This is a genomic window from Citrobacter sp. Awk 4, from assembly GCF_028069725.1.
GTDB lineage: Bacteria > Pseudomonadota > Gammaproteobacteria > Enterobacterales > Enterobacteriaceae > Citrobacter_D.
Genome location: NZ_JANEWG010000033.1, coordinates 1 through 16,093, shown reverse-complemented (window position 1 = coordinate 16,093; position 16,093 = coordinate 1). Strand labels below are relative to the sequence as shown.

General features: G+C 56.3%; 19 protein-coding genes. 12 read left to right on the top strand and 7 right to left on the bottom strand.

All coding sequences use genetic code 11. The annotated features are described in order from the left end of the window. Window positions 1-24: 24 nt before the first annotated feature. The 7 genes from fliE to flgA form a co-directional block, all read right to left on the bottom strand. The gene (fliE, locus tag NNO04_RS14785) at window positions 25-354 is read right to left on the bottom strand and encodes a flagellar hook-basal body complex protein FliE (protein WP_271445316.1); all 330 of its coding nucleotides are present in this window, start codon (window positions 352-354) and stop codon (window positions 25-27) included. 26 nt (window positions 355-380) lie between these two features. Beyond that, entirely contained in the window at window positions 381-1,715 is a 1,335-nt protein-coding gene (locus NNO04_RS14780) for a sigma-54-dependent transcriptional regulator (protein WP_271445315.1), read from the bottom strand. Between the two features lie 303 nt (window positions 1,716-2,018). Further along, complete coding sequence (locus NNO04_RS14775; RefSeq protein ID WP_271445314.1) at window positions 2,019-2,450, bottom strand: flagellar protein FlgN; 432 nt, start codon at window positions 2,448-2,450, stop codon at window positions 2,019-2,021. A 6-nt stretch (window positions 2,451-2,456) separates the two neighbouring features. Then, a complete protein-coding gene (locus NNO04_RS14770; RefSeq protein WP_271445313.1) occupies window positions 2,457-2,858 on the bottom strand; it encodes a flagellar biosynthesis anti-sigma factor FlgM in 402 nt (133 codons plus the stop codon). Window positions 2,859-3,006: 148 nt separating this feature from the next. Continuing rightward, entirely contained in the window at window positions 3,007-3,273 is a 267-nt protein-coding gene (locus tag NNO04_RS14765) for a hypothetical protein (RefSeq protein ID WP_271445312.1), read from the bottom strand. Next, window positions 3,270-4,550 (bottom strand): motility associated factor glycosyltransferase family protein, encoded by a 1,281-nt coding sequence (locus NNO04_RS14760; protein ID WP_271445311.1) that lies wholly within the window; start codon window positions 4,548-4,550, stop codon window positions 3,270-3,272. Before NNO04_RS14760 ends, NNO04_RS14765 begins: the two co-directional genes overlap by 4 nt. A 90-nt stretch (window positions 4,551-4,640) precedes the next feature. After that, window positions 4,641-5,528 carry a flagellar basal body P-ring formation chaperone FlgA gene (gene flgA / locus NNO04_RS14755; protein WP_271445310.1) on the bottom strand — a complete coding sequence of 296 codons (888 nt, stop codon included), beginning with the start codon at window positions 5,526-5,528 and terminating at the stop codon, window positions 4,641-4,643. 28 nt (window positions 5,529-5,556) lie between these two features. On the opposite strand from flgA, the gene flgB reads away from it, so the two are divergent. The 12 genes from flgB to NNO04_RS14695 are packed head-to-tail and all read left to right on the top strand — an operon-like array spanning window position 5,557 to window position 15,759. Then, entirely contained in the window at window positions 5,557-5,943 is a 387-nt protein-coding gene (gene flgB, locus NNO04_RS14750) for a flagellar basal body rod protein FlgB (protein WP_271445309.1), read from the top strand. Between the two features lie 41 nt (window positions 5,944-5,984). Next, window positions 5,985-6,416 carry a flagellar basal body rod protein FlgC gene (flgC, locus tag NNO04_RS14745; protein ID WP_271445308.1) on the top strand — a complete coding sequence of 144 codons (432 nt, stop codon included), beginning with the start codon at window positions 5,985-5,987 and terminating at the stop codon, window positions 6,414-6,416. Further along, window positions 6,416-7,267, top strand: a complete 852-nt coding sequence (locus NNO04_RS14740; protein ID WP_271445307.1) for a flagellar hook assembly protein FlgD — start codon at window positions 6,416-6,418, stop codon at window positions 7,265-7,267. Before flgC ends, NNO04_RS14740 begins: the two co-directional genes overlap by 1 nt. Further along, window positions 7,264-8,487 (top strand): flagellar hook protein FlgE, encoded by a 1,224-nt coding sequence (gene flgE, locus NNO04_RS14735; RefSeq protein WP_271445306.1) that lies wholly within the window; start codon window positions 7,264-7,266, stop codon window positions 8,485-8,487. The genes NNO04_RS14740 and flgE overlap by 4 nt, the downstream gene beginning before the upstream one ends. Before the next feature lie 23 nt (window positions 8,488-8,510). Beyond that, window positions 8,511-9,224, top strand: a complete 714-nt coding sequence (locus NNO04_RS14730) for a flagellar basal body rod protein FlgF (protein WP_442870739.1) — start codon at window positions 8,511-8,513, stop codon at window positions 9,222-9,224. A 22-nt stretch (window positions 9,225-9,246) separates the two neighbouring features. Continuing rightward, on the top strand, window positions 9,247-10,032 hold the full coding sequence (gene flgG, locus NNO04_RS14725) for a flagellar basal-body rod protein FlgG (RefSeq protein WP_271445304.1): 786 nt from the start codon (window positions 9,247-9,249) through the stop codon (window positions 10,030-10,032). 8 nt (window positions 10,033-10,040) lie between these two features. After that, complete coding sequence (flgH, locus tag NNO04_RS14720) at window positions 10,041-10,724, top strand: flagellar basal body L-ring protein FlgH (protein WP_271445303.1); 684 nt, start codon at window positions 10,041-10,043, stop codon at window positions 10,722-10,724. Window positions 10,725-10,726: 2 nt separating this feature from the next. Further along, on the top strand, window positions 10,727-11,830 hold the full coding sequence (locus tag NNO04_RS14715; RefSeq protein WP_442870738.1) for a flagellar basal body P-ring protein FlgI: 1,104 nt from the start codon (window positions 10,727-10,729) through the stop codon (window positions 11,828-11,830). Between the two features lie 13 nt (window positions 11,831-11,843). Next, on the top strand, window positions 11,844-12,335 hold the full coding sequence (locus NNO04_RS14710; RefSeq protein WP_271445301.1) for a rod-binding protein: 492 nt from the start codon (window positions 11,844-11,846) through the stop codon (window positions 12,333-12,335). Beyond that, window positions 12,332-13,693: a flagellar hook-associated protein FlgK gene (gene flgK / locus NNO04_RS14705; RefSeq protein ID WP_271445300.1), complete on the top strand. Its 1,362-nt coding sequence runs from the start codon at window positions 12,332-12,334 to the stop codon at window positions 13,691-13,693. Before NNO04_RS14710 ends, flgK begins: the two co-directional genes overlap by 4 nt. A gap of 59 nt (window positions 13,694-13,752) precedes the next feature. Then, the gene (gene flgL, locus NNO04_RS14700) at window positions 13,753-14,676 is read left to right on the top strand and encodes a flagellar hook-associated protein FlgL (RefSeq protein ID WP_271445299.1); all 924 of its coding nucleotides are present in this window, start codon (window positions 13,753-13,755) and stop codon (window positions 14,674-14,676) included. 3 nt (window positions 14,677-14,679) lie between these two features. Further along, window positions 14,680-15,759, top strand: coding sequence for a hypothetical protein (locus tag NNO04_RS14695; RefSeq protein WP_271445298.1), 1,080 nt, complete (start codon window positions 14,680-14,682; stop codon window positions 15,757-15,759). Window positions 15,760-16,093 lie beyond the last annotated feature (334 nt).

Here is a 16,093-nt window from a genome sequence, read left to right as displayed (position 1 = left end):
TTGTTACTCACTACGTCCCCGACCTTACAAAGGCATCTTCATGACTTCGTCATAGGCCGTCATCAGTTTGTTACGGACCTGGGTAAGGGCCGAAAAACTGAGACTGGCTTTCTGACTGGCGATCATCGCACCCGTCAGATCGTCGCTGGCGCCGGTTTCGATTTGCGTCGCCAGGTTGGCCGCGTTCTGCTGGTGGCGGTCCACCCCATTTAGAGCTGCATGAAAGACACTCTCAAAGGACGTGTTTTGCGTGTTGTTTTGCTGTTGAGAGGCAATCAGTGGCTGCTGAGCCGCGGTTTGCATCGTCGTCATCCGCTGCATCATTGCCTGCTGTGTGTCATTTATTGTGTTCATAGCGTGACCAAATAAAAAAAAACGGGTTACGCATCATCAGTGATGATGCCTCGTTGTCGCATCTCGGCGAGTTTGTACCGCAGCGCTCTGGGTGTGATGCCAAGGGCTTTGGCCGTCATACTCCGGTGTCCGCGGCAATGGCGTAGCGTGTCTAAAATGTGTTGGAACTCACCGTGTTTGCGGCTCTCCTGTAGGGAGGCCGAAGGGGTCAGTTCAACCTGAGTTTGTGGGGCAGCAACAATAATTTCCTGCGTGGATGGAACAGAAGGTAAATCGAAATCAGCAGCGAGCAGCACCGTGCTGCGACACATCACCAACGCACGTTGTACGCGGTTCTCCAGTTCCCGAATATTGCCCGGCCAGTTGTGCGCCAATAAGGCTTTCTGCGCGCACGGACTCAATTTAATGGCGGGTGCAAATGCCTGATCTCCGTGTTTTTGCACGAAGTGAGCGATCAAACGCTCCAGCTCTTCCCGGCGCTGGCGCAGGGGAGGAATGACCAGCGGCAGGATATCCAGACGATAGAGAAGATCCTCGCGAAAACGCCCCTGACTCACCGCGTCCCGCAGATTCTGGTTGGTCGCCGTGATGAGTCGGATATTAAGGGGAATGACCTTGTTGCTTCCCAGACGTTCGACTTCCCACTCCTGCAACACGCGCAGCAGTTTGGCCTGCAAAGGAGGGGGCATCTCTGCAATCTCATCCAGAAACAGGGTGCCGTTGTTGGCCAGTTCAAACTTACCGGCTTGTCCGGTGTAAGCGCCGGTGAACGCCCCTTTAACGTAGCCAAACAGGATGGCTTCCAGCATATTCTCGGGGATCGCGGCGCAGTTGACGGCGACAAAGGGACCCGTTTTCCGGCTGGAGTTGGTGTGGATAAATTGGGCCAACATCTCCTTGCCCGTCCCCGTTTCGCCTCTGATAAGCACGGGAGCTTCGGCCAGGGCAACCCGATGCGCCATCGTCAGCAGACGGCGGGAGGCCGGCGAACTCATGATCATGCCGCGGGTCTGCAGCGAGTTTGCATTAAGCAGACTGGTTATCTGTTGGGTCAGTTGCTGGAGACTAAAGGGATAGAGCAAATAATCACTGACGCCGTTGCCTAACGCTGTGCTGGCCCATTCGGCTTGATCCATTGGGCTAATTAACAGGATAGGTATCGCGTGCAACTGGCGAATATAGCTAAGGGCCTGCACCTGAGAAAGACCGCGGCCCAGAATGACCAGACTCGGGACAGTGGTGCTGAGAGTGGCGATGTCCTGCAAACCTGGCTGCCAGACAACGCGACGAGCATATTCTTCACTGAGATGAGTGAGAATTTCGTCTGCGCACACTTTATCTGATTCAAGCAGCAAGATCATTGAACGAATACATACCTGTTATGAGCGAATAAAACGTCAGTGACGAGAAGGGAACACAATAAAATTTACGAGAAATTAAAGCAGAGTTAACTTAACTGAAGCTGTACATACGAGAGACATGACGTCTTTCTCAGGAACTTACCTGAGCATATCTATGCGGTTGGGTGATTTTTAAACAATTTATAAAGATTAAATGATTATTTGTAGTCGATTATGCTGTTTCATAAGGCGCACAAGAGGGAGAGCTTAGGGGATGGGGCGACAGAAACGGGAGAAGCTCCTCTGTCGCAGTGACGGGCGTCATCAGGTCGCTGGCTGGTAGAAGTCTTCTTGCGTGTTAAGCAGTTTACGGATCAACAGTTGTTGATTCGCCAGCAGTCGGCCATTGTGGTCATTGAGTTTTTTGCAGCGAACGACGCTGGTTTCCAGGGTTTGCCACTGATCGATCAACTTCGCTGAAATGGTCGCTGGCAATTTGTTGGCCAGCCGTTTCAGATCGTCCGTACTGGCCTGTAATCCGAAGGCGTGCAGCAACTGTACACGCCGTTCGGCCCGGCTACGCAGAGTATCCAGCAGCTGCACTTGCTGTTCATTGTTGTGATGGATAGCCGGATTATTGCGGCGAATCAGGTTGCTGTGTTGCTCCTTAAGCAACAGTTCCATCTGCTGCCAGGAGACAACATCCTGATTGATGTCCACAATCAACTGGCGGACGCGATCGGTAGCGTTGCTCACCTCAGCTTATCTCCCACTTTGATAGAAGTTCATCATGGCGTCTGCGAGGGCATCGGTGCTCACGGCAAACTTATCGCTGTTGAGCTGCTCCATGACGCCAGCCACTTTGGCATGATCAATATCGGGAAACTGGCGAAGCTCATCGGCAAGCGCCCGGGCCAGTGCTGCGGAGACAGGGGCATTCACTGGCACCTCGGCAGGAAACTCTTCGGACGGCAGGGTGAATGGCGCGTCAAGCGATCCCTGTGTTCCGAGCTTTTGATTGTTAGCGACGTTTGCTGGCGCGTTGACCTGCTGCGGCACGTTCTTTTCACTTGCCGCGATCTCAGACGCTACCTGCGTTGGTTTAGCGTAGGCACTCTGAAGTGAGTTTTCGGGAAAGCTCCCGTTTGGTGATGTAATGTTCATAATCAAGCCACTCTGAACAAGCTGACGAAACGATATGCTGGTTGGCCCCGACAGAACCCACGTAGCACTCTGGTTAAGTCAAATAAGCGACCGTTTTACGGCCAGACTTTAGCCATGATCGCATTTTTTACGAAAAATATTCAATTTCTCATTCTGCGGGGGGCTGCGTTGGGCCTGACAGAACGTGGAGTAATTCATATTCCAGCCAGTCGGCAAGTCCCAGCCAGTCTTCGCGTTCCTGACAGGCGAGGACAGCCTGCATTATCTGCGGTAACTGACGCTGCGCCGTTGGCGAAAGCGAAGGGAGCAGAGGAAGCAACGATTTCATCAGGGGCGGAAGCGCCATTGCCGCATCCAGTGACATGCCCAGGCGGAACTGCTGTGCAAGATTCGTTATCTGTGAGGCGATTGTCATGCGGTGAACTCCGGATGGTAACGGCAATCCGCAATCCTGGCGCCTTCCCGACTGCCGTTCCAGAAGCAAACCTCAGGATGTGCGGCAATATAGCGTTCAAGCTGAATACGATAGCCGGTAAAGCTGATGTTGGTTTTGATGCGCTGACCATGCCCATTCAGCACCCAATGTTTTGCCTGATCCAGCGTGGTATTCAGGGCGCCGACTGCCCAGCCCGTATGGGTTTCCCCGCCAGGAAAGGCAAAGTCCGCACCCAGCAGGGTAACGTCCCGACAGCCCATCTGCACCGCGAGATCGACGGCGGGATGAATAACGCTTCCTCCCGAATAGAGCAGCGCCTTCGGCTGCGACTTACGCAGCCCTTGATAAAGGGGGCTGCTGGAATAAGCCGCCAGCCGTTTTCCGCGCCAGGCCATCAACGTTCGGGTGGGGACCAGCGGAAAATACACCAACCCGCAGTCCGCAGGCGGAAGTTTCTCTTCATCAATCAGGTGGTCGATGGAGACCACCCAGTCCGGCTGGATGTCATGAGCAAACAGCGCGCGGCAGGCGGTGTCGACGGCAATCAGCAGCGGTCGTTCCGCCAGGCATTGCAGCGCCTGTAATCGGGGCAGATGCGACTTCAGGGTGGGGCCAGCCCCGATGACGAGCGCCTGGCGATTTGAGGCGCTGCCAAAGAGCGAGGCCACATTACCGTCTCGCTTGAGCAGATGACGGTTGTCGGCAAGCCGTTGTCGCAGCGCAGGGAGATGTTGCTCGTAACGACGATTGGTATGAGGAAGTGAGATTTCCCTGATCAGGCGATCACGTATCCCATTTGACGCCTCTTCCGCCAGGCGCAACTCGCCAGGCAAGGCAAAGAAGGGCAGGCGAATCTCGTCTTCGTCGGCGGCCAATGCCAGGCAGACTCTGGGGTCCTGTAGCCAGTCCTGGTTTTCCAGCAGCGTCAGGGTCAGCAGGAACAGGGCGCGATTCATAATGAAGACATTGAGTTGCGTCAACGTGGAACGTTGCAGCAGGATGCGCGGCAAATCGCCAAGCCCGACGCCATAGACGTTGAGATGCGGCTTTACGGGCAGGCTATTTGCCTGTTGCTGCGCCTCGCTTATCCGGTTGTGGCGACTGGTGAGTTGGATCCCGTCGACCAGCAGGGTTCCGCAATGCCCTTCCATGATGCTTGCCGATGACAGTGGCTGCGTCTGGCTAAGCATTGCTGCCAGCGCTGGCCAGCGACTGGCGATGATGGCGAGGTGTTGGGTCAGGCATGTGTCAGACATCGTTTATTGCTCTCTTTAAAACTATGTTCCCCGGGAGAGGACTCCACCCGCCGACGAGTGGGCGATGAGATAAGCAATAAACATGCCGTTTTAATGTTGAGGGTTTGCCACCGGTGCCTCATTGAGGATCAGCAATTGGCCGGGACCCGAGACCGAAGCGGAAATAACCTTTCCGCTTTTTTCGTTTTTAATGCTGATGGTTTCCCCTTTCTGTCCGTCCTGCAGGGCCGTCCCCTGCATGGAAATAGCCATCTCACCTTCTGCCAGCGTCAGATTCACCTTGTCGCCTTTGCGTACCAACATCGCTGCTTCAAGCATCCTGTTTCGCACGGGCTGACCTGCTCGTAGCGAGCGCTGGGGGCGACGCCCAATGGCCTGGGCAGGGGAGGTCAACACATCGTCCATCTGGGGCGTGAGCAGAACCTGGGTAACGGCCAGGTCGCTTTCCTGCAGATAGTGCTCTTGTCCAGTCGCTACCCGTGCAACGACGACGGGCATCAGAACAGAGATTTGGCTGCGGGTCGTAATGACCCAGCCTGGGGAGTCCGGGCAGCGCAAACGCAGGGAGTGTCGGCCAACGGGGAACTTCACCTGGGAGTCTTCGGGCTGGTATGGCTGACGGCAGGGAGGAAGTTTACTGACCGCATCGGGGATGCTGACCTCGATTTGCCACTGGTAATCACGCCAGTTGACGCGCTGTGCATGTTGGGTAAAGCGCTGTTGCCAGTAATCGTGAACAAATTGCTTCAGGGCCGTGGGATCGACGCCGGGCGTCGGCGATTTGCGCGGGGCGGTCGAATCGACAGTCGTGGGCTGTGCTGGCAATGCCGTTGAAGCAAGGCTCTTCCCACAGAATAGTAATAACGCAACGGCGAGAAAAATCCCCATCAGGCGTGAGGGGAATTGCGCCCCCCGCTGGCGGGTGCGACAAAAATTAAATGTTGGCCCGATAATTGCTAAGTGCGTATGTCGTTTCATCTCTACTGAACTGTAAGGAGGAGGATGGATGGGAATTAGCTTCGAAAAAGCGCTTGGCATTCATCCAGAGGCGCTCAATTTTCGCGTCGAGCGTAGCAGGGTCCTGGCCAGTAATCTAGCCAATGCTGATACCCCCAACTATGCGGCACGGGATCTGGAGTTTCGACTCGCTGTCCCCGAGGGACAGGGTTCCTCCCCGGATGACATCGTCGCCCCTATCCCGGCCATGAGCATGACGCAGACCGGAATGAACCTGAAATATCGCCAGCCGTATCAGGTGAGCCGTGATGGCAATACGGTAGAAGCAGGTATCGAACAGGCGAGGGTTGCCGAGAATTCGATGGATTTCCAGACCAGTCTGGAGTTTCTCAACAACAAGTTTAACGGGCTCGCGACGGCCATCGACGGCAAATAATCATTCAACATTAGACAGATAAGACGAGACAGAAACACGCCATGTCCTTCGGAAAAATTTACGATATTGCGGGTACGGCCATCAACGCGAACAGCCTGAGGCTCAATACCATTTCGAGCAACCTGGCCAATGCCGACGCAGTCAGCGGCAGCGAAGCCGGGGCCTATCGCTCCCTGAAGCCCGTGTTTAGCACGATTTACAATGATCCCACGCTTAACGTCACCGAGCGAGCCGCCTCTGCTGGCGTCGGGGTTATGGGGATAGTCCAGGCCGATCAGCCCGTCCAGAAGCGTCACGAGCCGGATAATCCGCTGGCAGACGCCGAGGGCTTTGTGTACTACTCCAACGTCAATGTGGTGGAGGAGATGGCCGACATGCTTTCCGCCTCGCGTAACTACGAAGCCAATGTCGAGATGCTGAATCAGGCTAAGAGCATGCAACAAAGCCTGCTGCGTCTGGGAGATAGGGTCTGATGAATCTGGCGGGTCTCAACCCTGTGAACACCTATCCGGGTAATCGCTTGCCGGGCGCTCAGAACATGCTGTCGCAGGTCAACGGCATGGTCGCCCCCATGAGCGCACCGGGCACCCAGGGCGCAACGCCCCCGCCAACGGCGGCTGTCACTGAATCCACGACGGAGACCCCGTCTGAGCCTGATGATGACACCGGCTCGGAGGAGACGACGCCGCCTCCTCAGGTGGCCAACGTCTTCGTCGACCTGATGCTCGCGCAGTTGACCTATCAGGACCCCACCAACCCCGTCGACAGCACCGAGTTCGTCACCCAGATGGCGATGTTCGCCCAGGTGACCAGCATGGAATACATGCGCATGACGATGAACGCGCTCTATGCGGTGGCGGAAAACAACCTGGTGGTCTCGACTGAGCAGTTGATCGGCAACACGGTCACCGCGCCTGATGACACCGTCACCCTCGGTCCCGATACCCTGCTGGAAGGGGAGTTGGTGCTGGATAAGGACTACGACAACGTCAGCATCCGGATTTATGACGAGTTTGATGCGGAAGTGGGCACCGTCACGTTGGGACCACAGACGGCGGGCGAGAAACAATTTGTGCTGGATGGCAACGTGCTGGGTCTGCCCGAAGGCGAATATCGTATCGAAGCCGAGACGGTGATCGGCGATGAAATTAGCACAACACCGACCTATTTCAGTGGCGTCGTGAACTCTGTGACCCTCAAGGGTCAGGAAGGCTTAATGCTGGATGTTGAGGGTGTCGGCATGGTGCCGTTGTTTGATATTTCGAAGATTAGCGCTCCCCCCACGCAAGGTGGAGACGAAACGACAGAGGGTAAAAGACTATGAGTTATGCAATCTCGGTAAGCGGTCTGAATGCCGCCAGCCAGAGCCTGAACACCATCAGCATGGATATCGCCAACGCCGCAACCGTGGGCTACATGGAATCCACCACCACCTTCTCGGCGCTTTACGCGGGCGGTCAGGCTGCGGGGGTCTCGTCGGGCTATACCACCCAGAACTTTTCCGCGCTGGGCACCACCACCTTCACCGGGCGCGACCTCGATATGGCGATTACCGGGGATGGTTTCTTCATCACCCAGGGGAGCGACGGCCAGGTCTACTACACCCGCGCGGGCAACTTCCATCAGGATGAAGACGGCTACATCGTCGACAGCAACGGCAATCGGGTACAGGGCTACCCGGTCGATGCAAACGGCAACGTAATGACCGGTCAGTTGGGCGATCTGCAACTGGATAACGGCTCAATGCCTCCCCAGTCAACCAGCGAAGTGGATCTGGGGATGAACCTGGATCAGAACGCAGAGCCGATCGATCGTGCGGCCACCACTTTCGACCCTTCCGATCCTAACAGTTATCACAGCACCAACTCGACGGTGGTCTATGACTCGATGGGTAACCAGCACACCGTCTCTCAGTACTACACCAAGACGGCAGACGGCACCTGGGAAGTGCAGGTTTATGTGGATGGTCAGGATGCGAATAGCTATTGCACGCCTGCCGGACCACAAACCCTGCAGTTCGACGCGAACGGCAACCTGGTTTCCGGCGGCAATTTTACCCTGAGCATTCCCGCCGGCGATCCACTGCTTGAGGGGGCCAATACGCTGACCATCGATGTCGATATGAGCGAAACCACCCAGTATGCGGGGGCGTTCAGTAACCAGTTGAACTCCTCCAACGGTTACCCGTCGGGCGAGCAGACCGGTGTGACGGTGGATGAGTACGGCAATATTTATGCGACCTACTCCAACGGCGAGACGATGCTTCAGGGGCAAATCGTGCTGGCGACGTTCCCGAACCCGGAAGGACTCGCCGTGGCAGACAACACCAGCTGGACGCAATCCTCGACCTCCGGTATGCCGCTGTACGGTACGCCAGGCACCGGCGTATACGGGGGTATTGAGTCCCAGTCGTTGCAGAACTCCTCTACCAACGTCACGGGCGAATTGGTTTACATGATGGAAGTGCAACGTAACTACCAGGCCAACACCAAGGCCATCGCGGTGCAGAGCCAGCTTGATCAAGTGTTAATGCAGGCCATCTGATGGATAAGCTGATCTACACCGCCATGAGCGGGGCGAATCGCAGCATGCTCTCTCAGCAGGTGCACGCCAATAACCTTGCCAACGTCAATACCACCGGGTTTCGCGCCGATTATGAGCGGGCCCACAGCTACGCGGTGGGCGGCGACGGCTTTTCCACACGCCATATCGCGGTCCCAATGGGCGTGGGAAGCAAGTTTTCGCCTGGGGTGCTGGAGCACACGGGTAATGAGCTGGATGTGGGTATCCGGGGCGAAGGACTGCTGGCTGTGCAGGTCAATGGTCAGGAGCGTTACACCCGCGCTGGCAGCATGCATGTCAATGAGCAGGGCACCCTGATGCTGGGTCAATTCCCGGTACTCGACATGGATGGCCAGCAGATTGAGATCCCCGATTACCGGTCGATCAGCATCACCGAGCAGGGACGGGTCAGCGTGGTTCCCGATTCCGGGGGAGAGGTATTGCTGGAAGTGGCAACGCTCAAACGCGTGAAGCCGGAAGTGGCGAATCTGGTCAAAGACGCGGAGGGGTTCTTCCGTCCCCGGACCGCGGCGGCGACCCTTCCCGCTGATGATACGGTGGCGGTCGCGAGTGGTTTCCTGGAAGCCAGTAACGTCAATCCGGTCGAAGAGATGGTCGCCATCCTCACCACCAGTCGACAGTTTGAACTTCAGGTCAAGATGATGAAAACCGCCGAAGAGCTCAGCCAGGCTTCGACGCGTCTCATCAGACCCGCCTGATAACTAATTAAGTGAGAAAGTAATGCAAGGTACTCTTTTTGTCAGTCAGACAGGTCTGACGGCCCAGGACGCCAAGATGACGGCGATTTCCAACAACCTGGCCAACGTGAACACCATCGCCTTTAAGAAGGATCGGATGGTATTCAACGATCTCTTCTATCAGAAGCAGTTCCAGGCAGGCGCGCAGATGGACGCGCAGAACCAGCGTCCAAACGGCTTGCAGATCGGGACCGGTGTCCAGGTCGTTGGAACCCAGAAGATGTTTGTGCAGGGGACGGCCCTCACCACAGGGGCGGAAACCGATGCGTCCATCATCGGCAAGGGCTTCTTTCAGATAGAGATGCCGGACGGCACCACGGCTTACTCGCGTGATGGTCAGTTCCATATCAACAGCGATGGCATGTTGGTGAATGCCTCTGGCTTGCCGCTGATCCCGCAGATAACGATCCCCGAGAATGCCACCGGTATCAGCATTGGTACTGACGGAACTGTTTCGGCTGTCGTGGCGGGTTCTGCCGAGCCAGAAGAGTTGGGGAACATCCAGTTGGCCAGTTTCATCAACCCAGGCGGTCTGGAGCCTATCGGTGGGAACCTCTTCATCGAGACGCAGGGCTCGGGTGCGCCCAACGAAGGTGTTCCGGGCGAAGATTATTTTGGGATTATCAAACAGGGGACGCTGGAAGGCGCCAACGTTAACGTGGCGCAGGAGATGGTCGACATGATCGCCACTCAGCGAGCCTATGAGATGAATGCCAAGGTGATGACAGCGGCCGATGAGATGCTGCAAACCCTCAACCGGATGCTGTAAGGAATAACATGAGTAATAGGCCAAAATGGTGCGCCATAGCGGTAGCGGTGTTGTTGATGCAGGGCTGTACATTGCCCTCGCTTGACAAAAAAAAACAGGTGGAAGAGGAGAATTACGCGCCTCCTCAACTGACGCCCCAGCCGGTCACTTATGCGAGCCAGGGCACCCTGTACAACCGTAGCTACGTGATGACGCTGTTTCAGGACAGGCGTGCCTACCGGGTCGGCGATATGCTGACCGTCACCCTGGATGAAAAAACATCGTCCAGCAAACAGGCCGACACCAGTTATGGCAAAAACAGTGATGTCTCCGTAGGGGCCGATGCGAGCAGCAGTTCGTTTAGCCCGAAGAATTTCAAGGGCAGTCTTAACGCGAATCGCGACTTCGATGGTAGTGCCCAGAGTTCCCAGAAAAACTCGTTACAGGGCGCGATCACCGTGGTCGTCGCCAGCGTATTACCTAACGGCAATCTGCATGTGCGGGGCGAGAAGTGGCTCAAGCTTAATCAGGGTGACGAGTATATCCGTCTGAGTGGCCTGGTGCGCGTTGAAGATATTGATGGCTTGAACCGTGTCTCCTCCCAGCGTCTGGCGGATGCCCGTATCAGCTATTCCGGTGAGGGCACCATGTCCGACAGCAACAATCCGGGTTGGCTGACCAAGTTTTTCTATAGTCCTTTGAGTCCATTCTGAACATGAGACAGAGCATACGCATAGTGCTGTTATGTTGGCTGGCCCTGTTGCCCACGTTCGCGCAGACCAAATCCACGCCGCTGCTGAATCTGGTTGAAATCGGCGGGGAGCGAAAAAACCAGCTGGTGGGTTACGGACTGGTCGTCGGTCTCGACGGGTCAGGGGATCGCAACCAGGTGACCTTCACGGCGCAATCCATGAGCAACATGCTGCGCCAGTTTGGGATCCAGGAAGAGGATCAGGCCAAAACCAAAAACGTCGCGGCAGTGTCGATCCATGCGGAGATCAGCAATGTGACCTCGCCCGGTCAGGTCATCGACATTACCGTCTCCTCGGTGGGGGATGCCAAGAGTCTGCGGGGAGGCACGCTGTTGCTGACACCGCTCTACGGTGTTGACGGCGAAGTCTACGCCTTTGCGCAGGGTAACCTGGTGGTCGGGGGCGCTTCTGCAGAAGGCAGCGATGGCTCCAGCGTCACGGTGAATGTGCCGACCGTCGGCAGAGTTCCTGGCGGTGCCGTGGTGGAGAAAGCGGTGCCTGCCAGCCCCGCCGGCAATGCTTACGTCAGCCTGAACCTTAAGACGCCGAGCTTCAATTTGGCTCGCAATATCGAAAGCGCTATCACCGCCCGCTTTGGTGGTGGGATCGCCTCGGCCTACAACGCCGGTTCGGTGCGGGTCAAAGCACCGAGTGACCCCAGCGCCAGGGTGAATTTCCTGGCGATGCTGGAAGAAATTCAGGTTAAGGAAGGGCGCCAGCGTCCCCGCATTGTCCTGAACAGTCGGACAGGTACTGTGGTGATGAGCGATACCGTCTATGTGAAAAAGGCGGCGGTCACGCATGGCAATCTGACGGTGGCGATCAGTGAAGATACCCGGGTCAGCCAACCGAATGCGTTGGCGGGTGGAACGACGGAGAAGGTGCGCCGCTCTACGGTGAATATGACCGAAGGACAATCACGGATAACCGTGATGCCGGAGGGGACATCGCTGGATAAGATTGTTAAATCGTTGAATGAACTGGGTGCTACCGCCAGCGATTTGATGTCCATATTGCAAGCGCTTGATAAAGCTGGCGCGTTAGATGCTGACCTTATCGTCATATAACAAGGTGAACAAAATGAAGTCTATCGAGCAATCCGAGAGAGCCTACTACGACCTGCAATCCCTCAATAAGATCAAGCAGGAGAATCCGCAGGAGGCTCTGGAGCAGGCGGCTTCCTTGTTTGAGACGCATTTTCTCAAGACGGTACTCAAGCATATGCGCGATGCCACCGATGCGCTGGCGGCGGAAGAGTCGCCGTTTTCAAGCGACACTCAGCGTTTTTATCGTGAACTGGGTGATGAACAACTCGCTCAGCAACTGGGTGCTCAGGGGCAGTTTGGTCTGGCCGAGATGCTCGTCAGGCAGTTCAGCCAGAGCCAGCAGCAGGGCGAACTGACGGCGGAATTTAAGTCGGCAGCGAATAATGTCGCTCTTAAAGGGAAAGAGGACACAACTGGCAGAGTTGTCGAAGAGGGTTTGAATGACTATGCCAGCGTGTCTCTCATGGATGCCAGCCAGGACCATCCCTTTATCAACCGAGTGGACAGCGAGAGTAAAACATCATGAGCAACATGACGCAGATCGGGATGTCCGGCTTGCAGACATCCCAGGCCTGGCTGAACGTCACCGCCAGTAATATCGCCAATGCCAGCACGCCGGGTTACAGCCGGCATACCCTGGCGCTGACGTCCAATGCAGACGGTACCGTGAGTATCGATGGCGTACAGCGGATCTCCGATCAGTATCTGGTGGCGCAGGCCTGGGATGCCGGTACTGAAGTGGGCTACAGCGGCGCGTATGCGAGCTATATGCTGGCCCTGGAGAACACCTTCGCGACCGACGGTGGAAACCTGGGCATGGGATTAGACGGCTATTTCGCCGCGCTCAGCGCCTGTATGGCGGACCCCGGCAACACGGCGCTGCGCGAGGATGTGCTTAATGCCTCCCGTGAGCTGTGCAACCAGATGCATAACATTAATGGCAACCTGGAAAATCAGCTCGAACAGGTCAACAAATCGATGCAGGCGATGGTGAATGAAGTGAACTCGCTCACCCAACAAATTGCCGATTTAAACATGCAGATCCAGGAAGGAATGGCATCAGGGCAGGATGTCAGTGCCTTACAGGATAAGCGCGATGTCGCGGTGCTACAGCTCTCCGAAATGCTCGATGTCAGCGTGGTTGACTGTGGTGACGGCACCATCCAGGTCACGTTGCCTCAGGGACAACCGCTGGTCAGTCAGGGGGAGGCCGCGACCCTCGGTTTTACCTCCGGCACTCAGCCCTCCGATGGCAAGCTGGAGCTGCATTTTGGTGAAGATGTCTATTATCTCAACCCGGATATCGGTGGCGCTCTGGGCGCGACCTACGAGTACTATCAGGAAGAGTTGATTCCCGCACAGGCCTATGTCGACGAGTTTGCTCAGGAGTTCGCGGACGCAATGAATAGCTGGCAAGTGGTTGGCTATGATCTCAACGGCAATCAGGGTAAACCGATGTTCACCTATGATCCGGCAGATCCGGCAGGAACCATCGCCCTCGCCGAAGGATTTACCAATGCGGATCTGGCCTTTGCGTCCTCGCCGACCAGCGGCGCGGGTGACAACAGCAACCTGCAAAATATGCTGAACGTACAGAACCAGGCCTTTGTGTTTGACTCACTGGGGGGCGGCTCTTACACCTTCAACGACAGCTATAACGCGGTCTACAGTCATATCGCAAGCGCGGCGTCCAGTGCGCGTGAAGCCTACGAAATGGCGCTAACCACCATGGAACAGGCCTATTACTCCTGGTCGTCGGTCAGCGGGGTCAATATGGATGAGGAGGCGATGAGCCTGATGACCTATCAGCAGAACTATGTCGCCAATGCTCAGGTGATTGCCACCAGCGATGAGTTGTTTACCACTGTTCTGAACATGTTCTAATGGCGGTCTCTCCGGCCTGACGGCGGGAGAGGCGTCCGACTATCTTGTGAGAAACTCCTATGCGTGTCAGTACCAACATGATGAACACGACCATGTACAGTGCGATGGTCAAATCAAACGTCAGTTACTACGAGACAGCGGCGAAGATGGCCACCGGCAACCGCTTGTTGCGCCCTTCTGATGATCCTCTGGCGGCCCGCGCCATTCAGGACTTGCGCCACAGTGAAAACCAGATCAACACCTATATGGACAACCTCAACAATCTGGAGTCCATTTTCATGTCGGCCGACAGCTATCTGACCCAGATGAACTCTATCTGCGATCGGGTCACTGAGATAGCGATCAATATTGGTTCTGGTACGGCTTCACCGGAAGAACTGGAAGCGTATGCGGCCGAACTGGAAGAGCTCAACGAGGCGCTGGCGATGCAGTTCAATGGCACCTCGCCGACCGGTTTCTATATGTTTGGCGGCAATGTCACCGATCAACCCCCTCTGGTTGAAGAGACCGATCCGGTGACCGGTGAAACCACCTGGGTCTATAAGGGCGATAACGGATCGCGTCCGGTGCCGGTGGGTGAAGGCACCAGTATCGACGCGGCCTTCAGCCCGTTTGATCACCTTTTCGGCAGCGGTAATGACATCTTCAACACCATCGACGATACGGTGGAGGTGCTGCGCGATCCTAACGCGACTCCGGAGCAGATTGCCCAGGCGTCTGATGATCTGCTGACCGCCGTCGGCGATTTTCAGGATGCGATTAACATGCAGCTTGCCGAGCTGGGGGGACGCATGAACATGGTTGACGACATGCAGCTTTCTCACACCGATGTTTTGATGTTTAACCAACAGCTACAGGGACAGTTTGGCGACCTCGACTACGCCCAGGCGGCGATGGAACTCACCGAATCGGCGGTCGCGCTGCAGGCGGTACAGAAAACCTATCTGGACATGTCTCAGATGAATTTATTCCAGATGATGTAATGCATGAAGGTTGCTAATACTTCCCCACGTACCGGTCCGCTTGACGGGCTTCAGAGGCGGCGTTTTACGACGCCTCTGGGTTCTCCTGTTACACAATCCCAAAAAGGCCCGGAACTGGAGCAACTGCCCGCTCCGCTATTACGCCCCCTGCCGGGACGCTATGATTTACACCGTTTTTGGGCACAGGTGGGTTCCCTGCAACAGCAGGCGACGGCGGTGCAGATTACCTTACGCGCGCTGTTGTTGGTCAGACAGGGGCTGCGCGACATGTTGCAGCTCTTCGCTGCCATCAAAGAGGCAGGCACCTTCAAGGGCTGGACGAACCAGCTGCAAGAGCAAAAGCGGTTAGTGGCCCGCATCCCGTTCCAGACACACTATCGCGGTCTGCGTCTATTGACGCAGGAGATTCGCCCGGCATTACTCGGTTATCAGGATATCCGGGAGTTCTCCATTCCTGGCCTGAACCTGCTGACGCCCGCGGGGCGTGATGAGCACCTTGAGCTGATATTGTTGGGGGGACGCCCGGTGCGCGCCGGCCTTAGCATTAAGGGAGATTCGTTGCTGGATGTGCGAATCCGCCAGATTGGTCGCGCATTTGCGCGACTGGGTATCCGCTCGCGACCCGGCGAAGAGGGCGGGCTGGTGTTTAGTGTGCCGATCGAGCAGTGGAAGGCGGTCAACGGACAGCTGTACGTCCGGGGGGGAGGGGTGCGTATTCCGACCGGGGAGCCGATTAAATTGCAGCTGGAACCCGATATCTCCTGGCGAGAAATTGGCCTCTGGAAGTTAGGCAATGAAGAGGATCTCGCACTGGCGGAAGGGCGAATCGTCCGCCTGGGCCGCGAGATAGAGTCGCACTTCTTTCTGTTGCAGCAGATGCAGAGTCAGTGGATGGGGCAATTGCAGGCGCAACCCAACGATTTAGGAACGAAAGAACTCGATTCCCTGATGACTGAAGTGATGTCCTGCTTTGCAAAGGAGTCATCGCATCCGCTGGTGCTGTTTACGACCCAGGCTAATGTCCAGCGGGGAACCGTCCAGAACATCCTCGCCGTCGGGGAGCGCTGGCAAGAAGAACCCTGATGGGGTGCGGAAATAAAAAGCCGTGAGATATTACCCTATAGAGGCAACATGCTGGTTTTGCGAATAATTTCGTCTTGAATCAGCAAAATGGATATACCTGAAAGTCAGGGCGTTGAAGCGGCCCCTGAGTCCGGCTCGAAAATCGATGAGGCGTTGACGGCTGACCGGGTCCGCCCGCAGGGAGGCGGGCGGAGGGGACGGCCTGCCGGGACGCAGGCTCGACCCCGACCCGAAAGGCAGACGGCATAAGGCGAATGTATCGCGAAGCGACGATTTTCCCGCCGGGAGCCTGGGTTGCAAGGGAGGCGGCGGCGAGCCTCCCTTGCACGTTCAC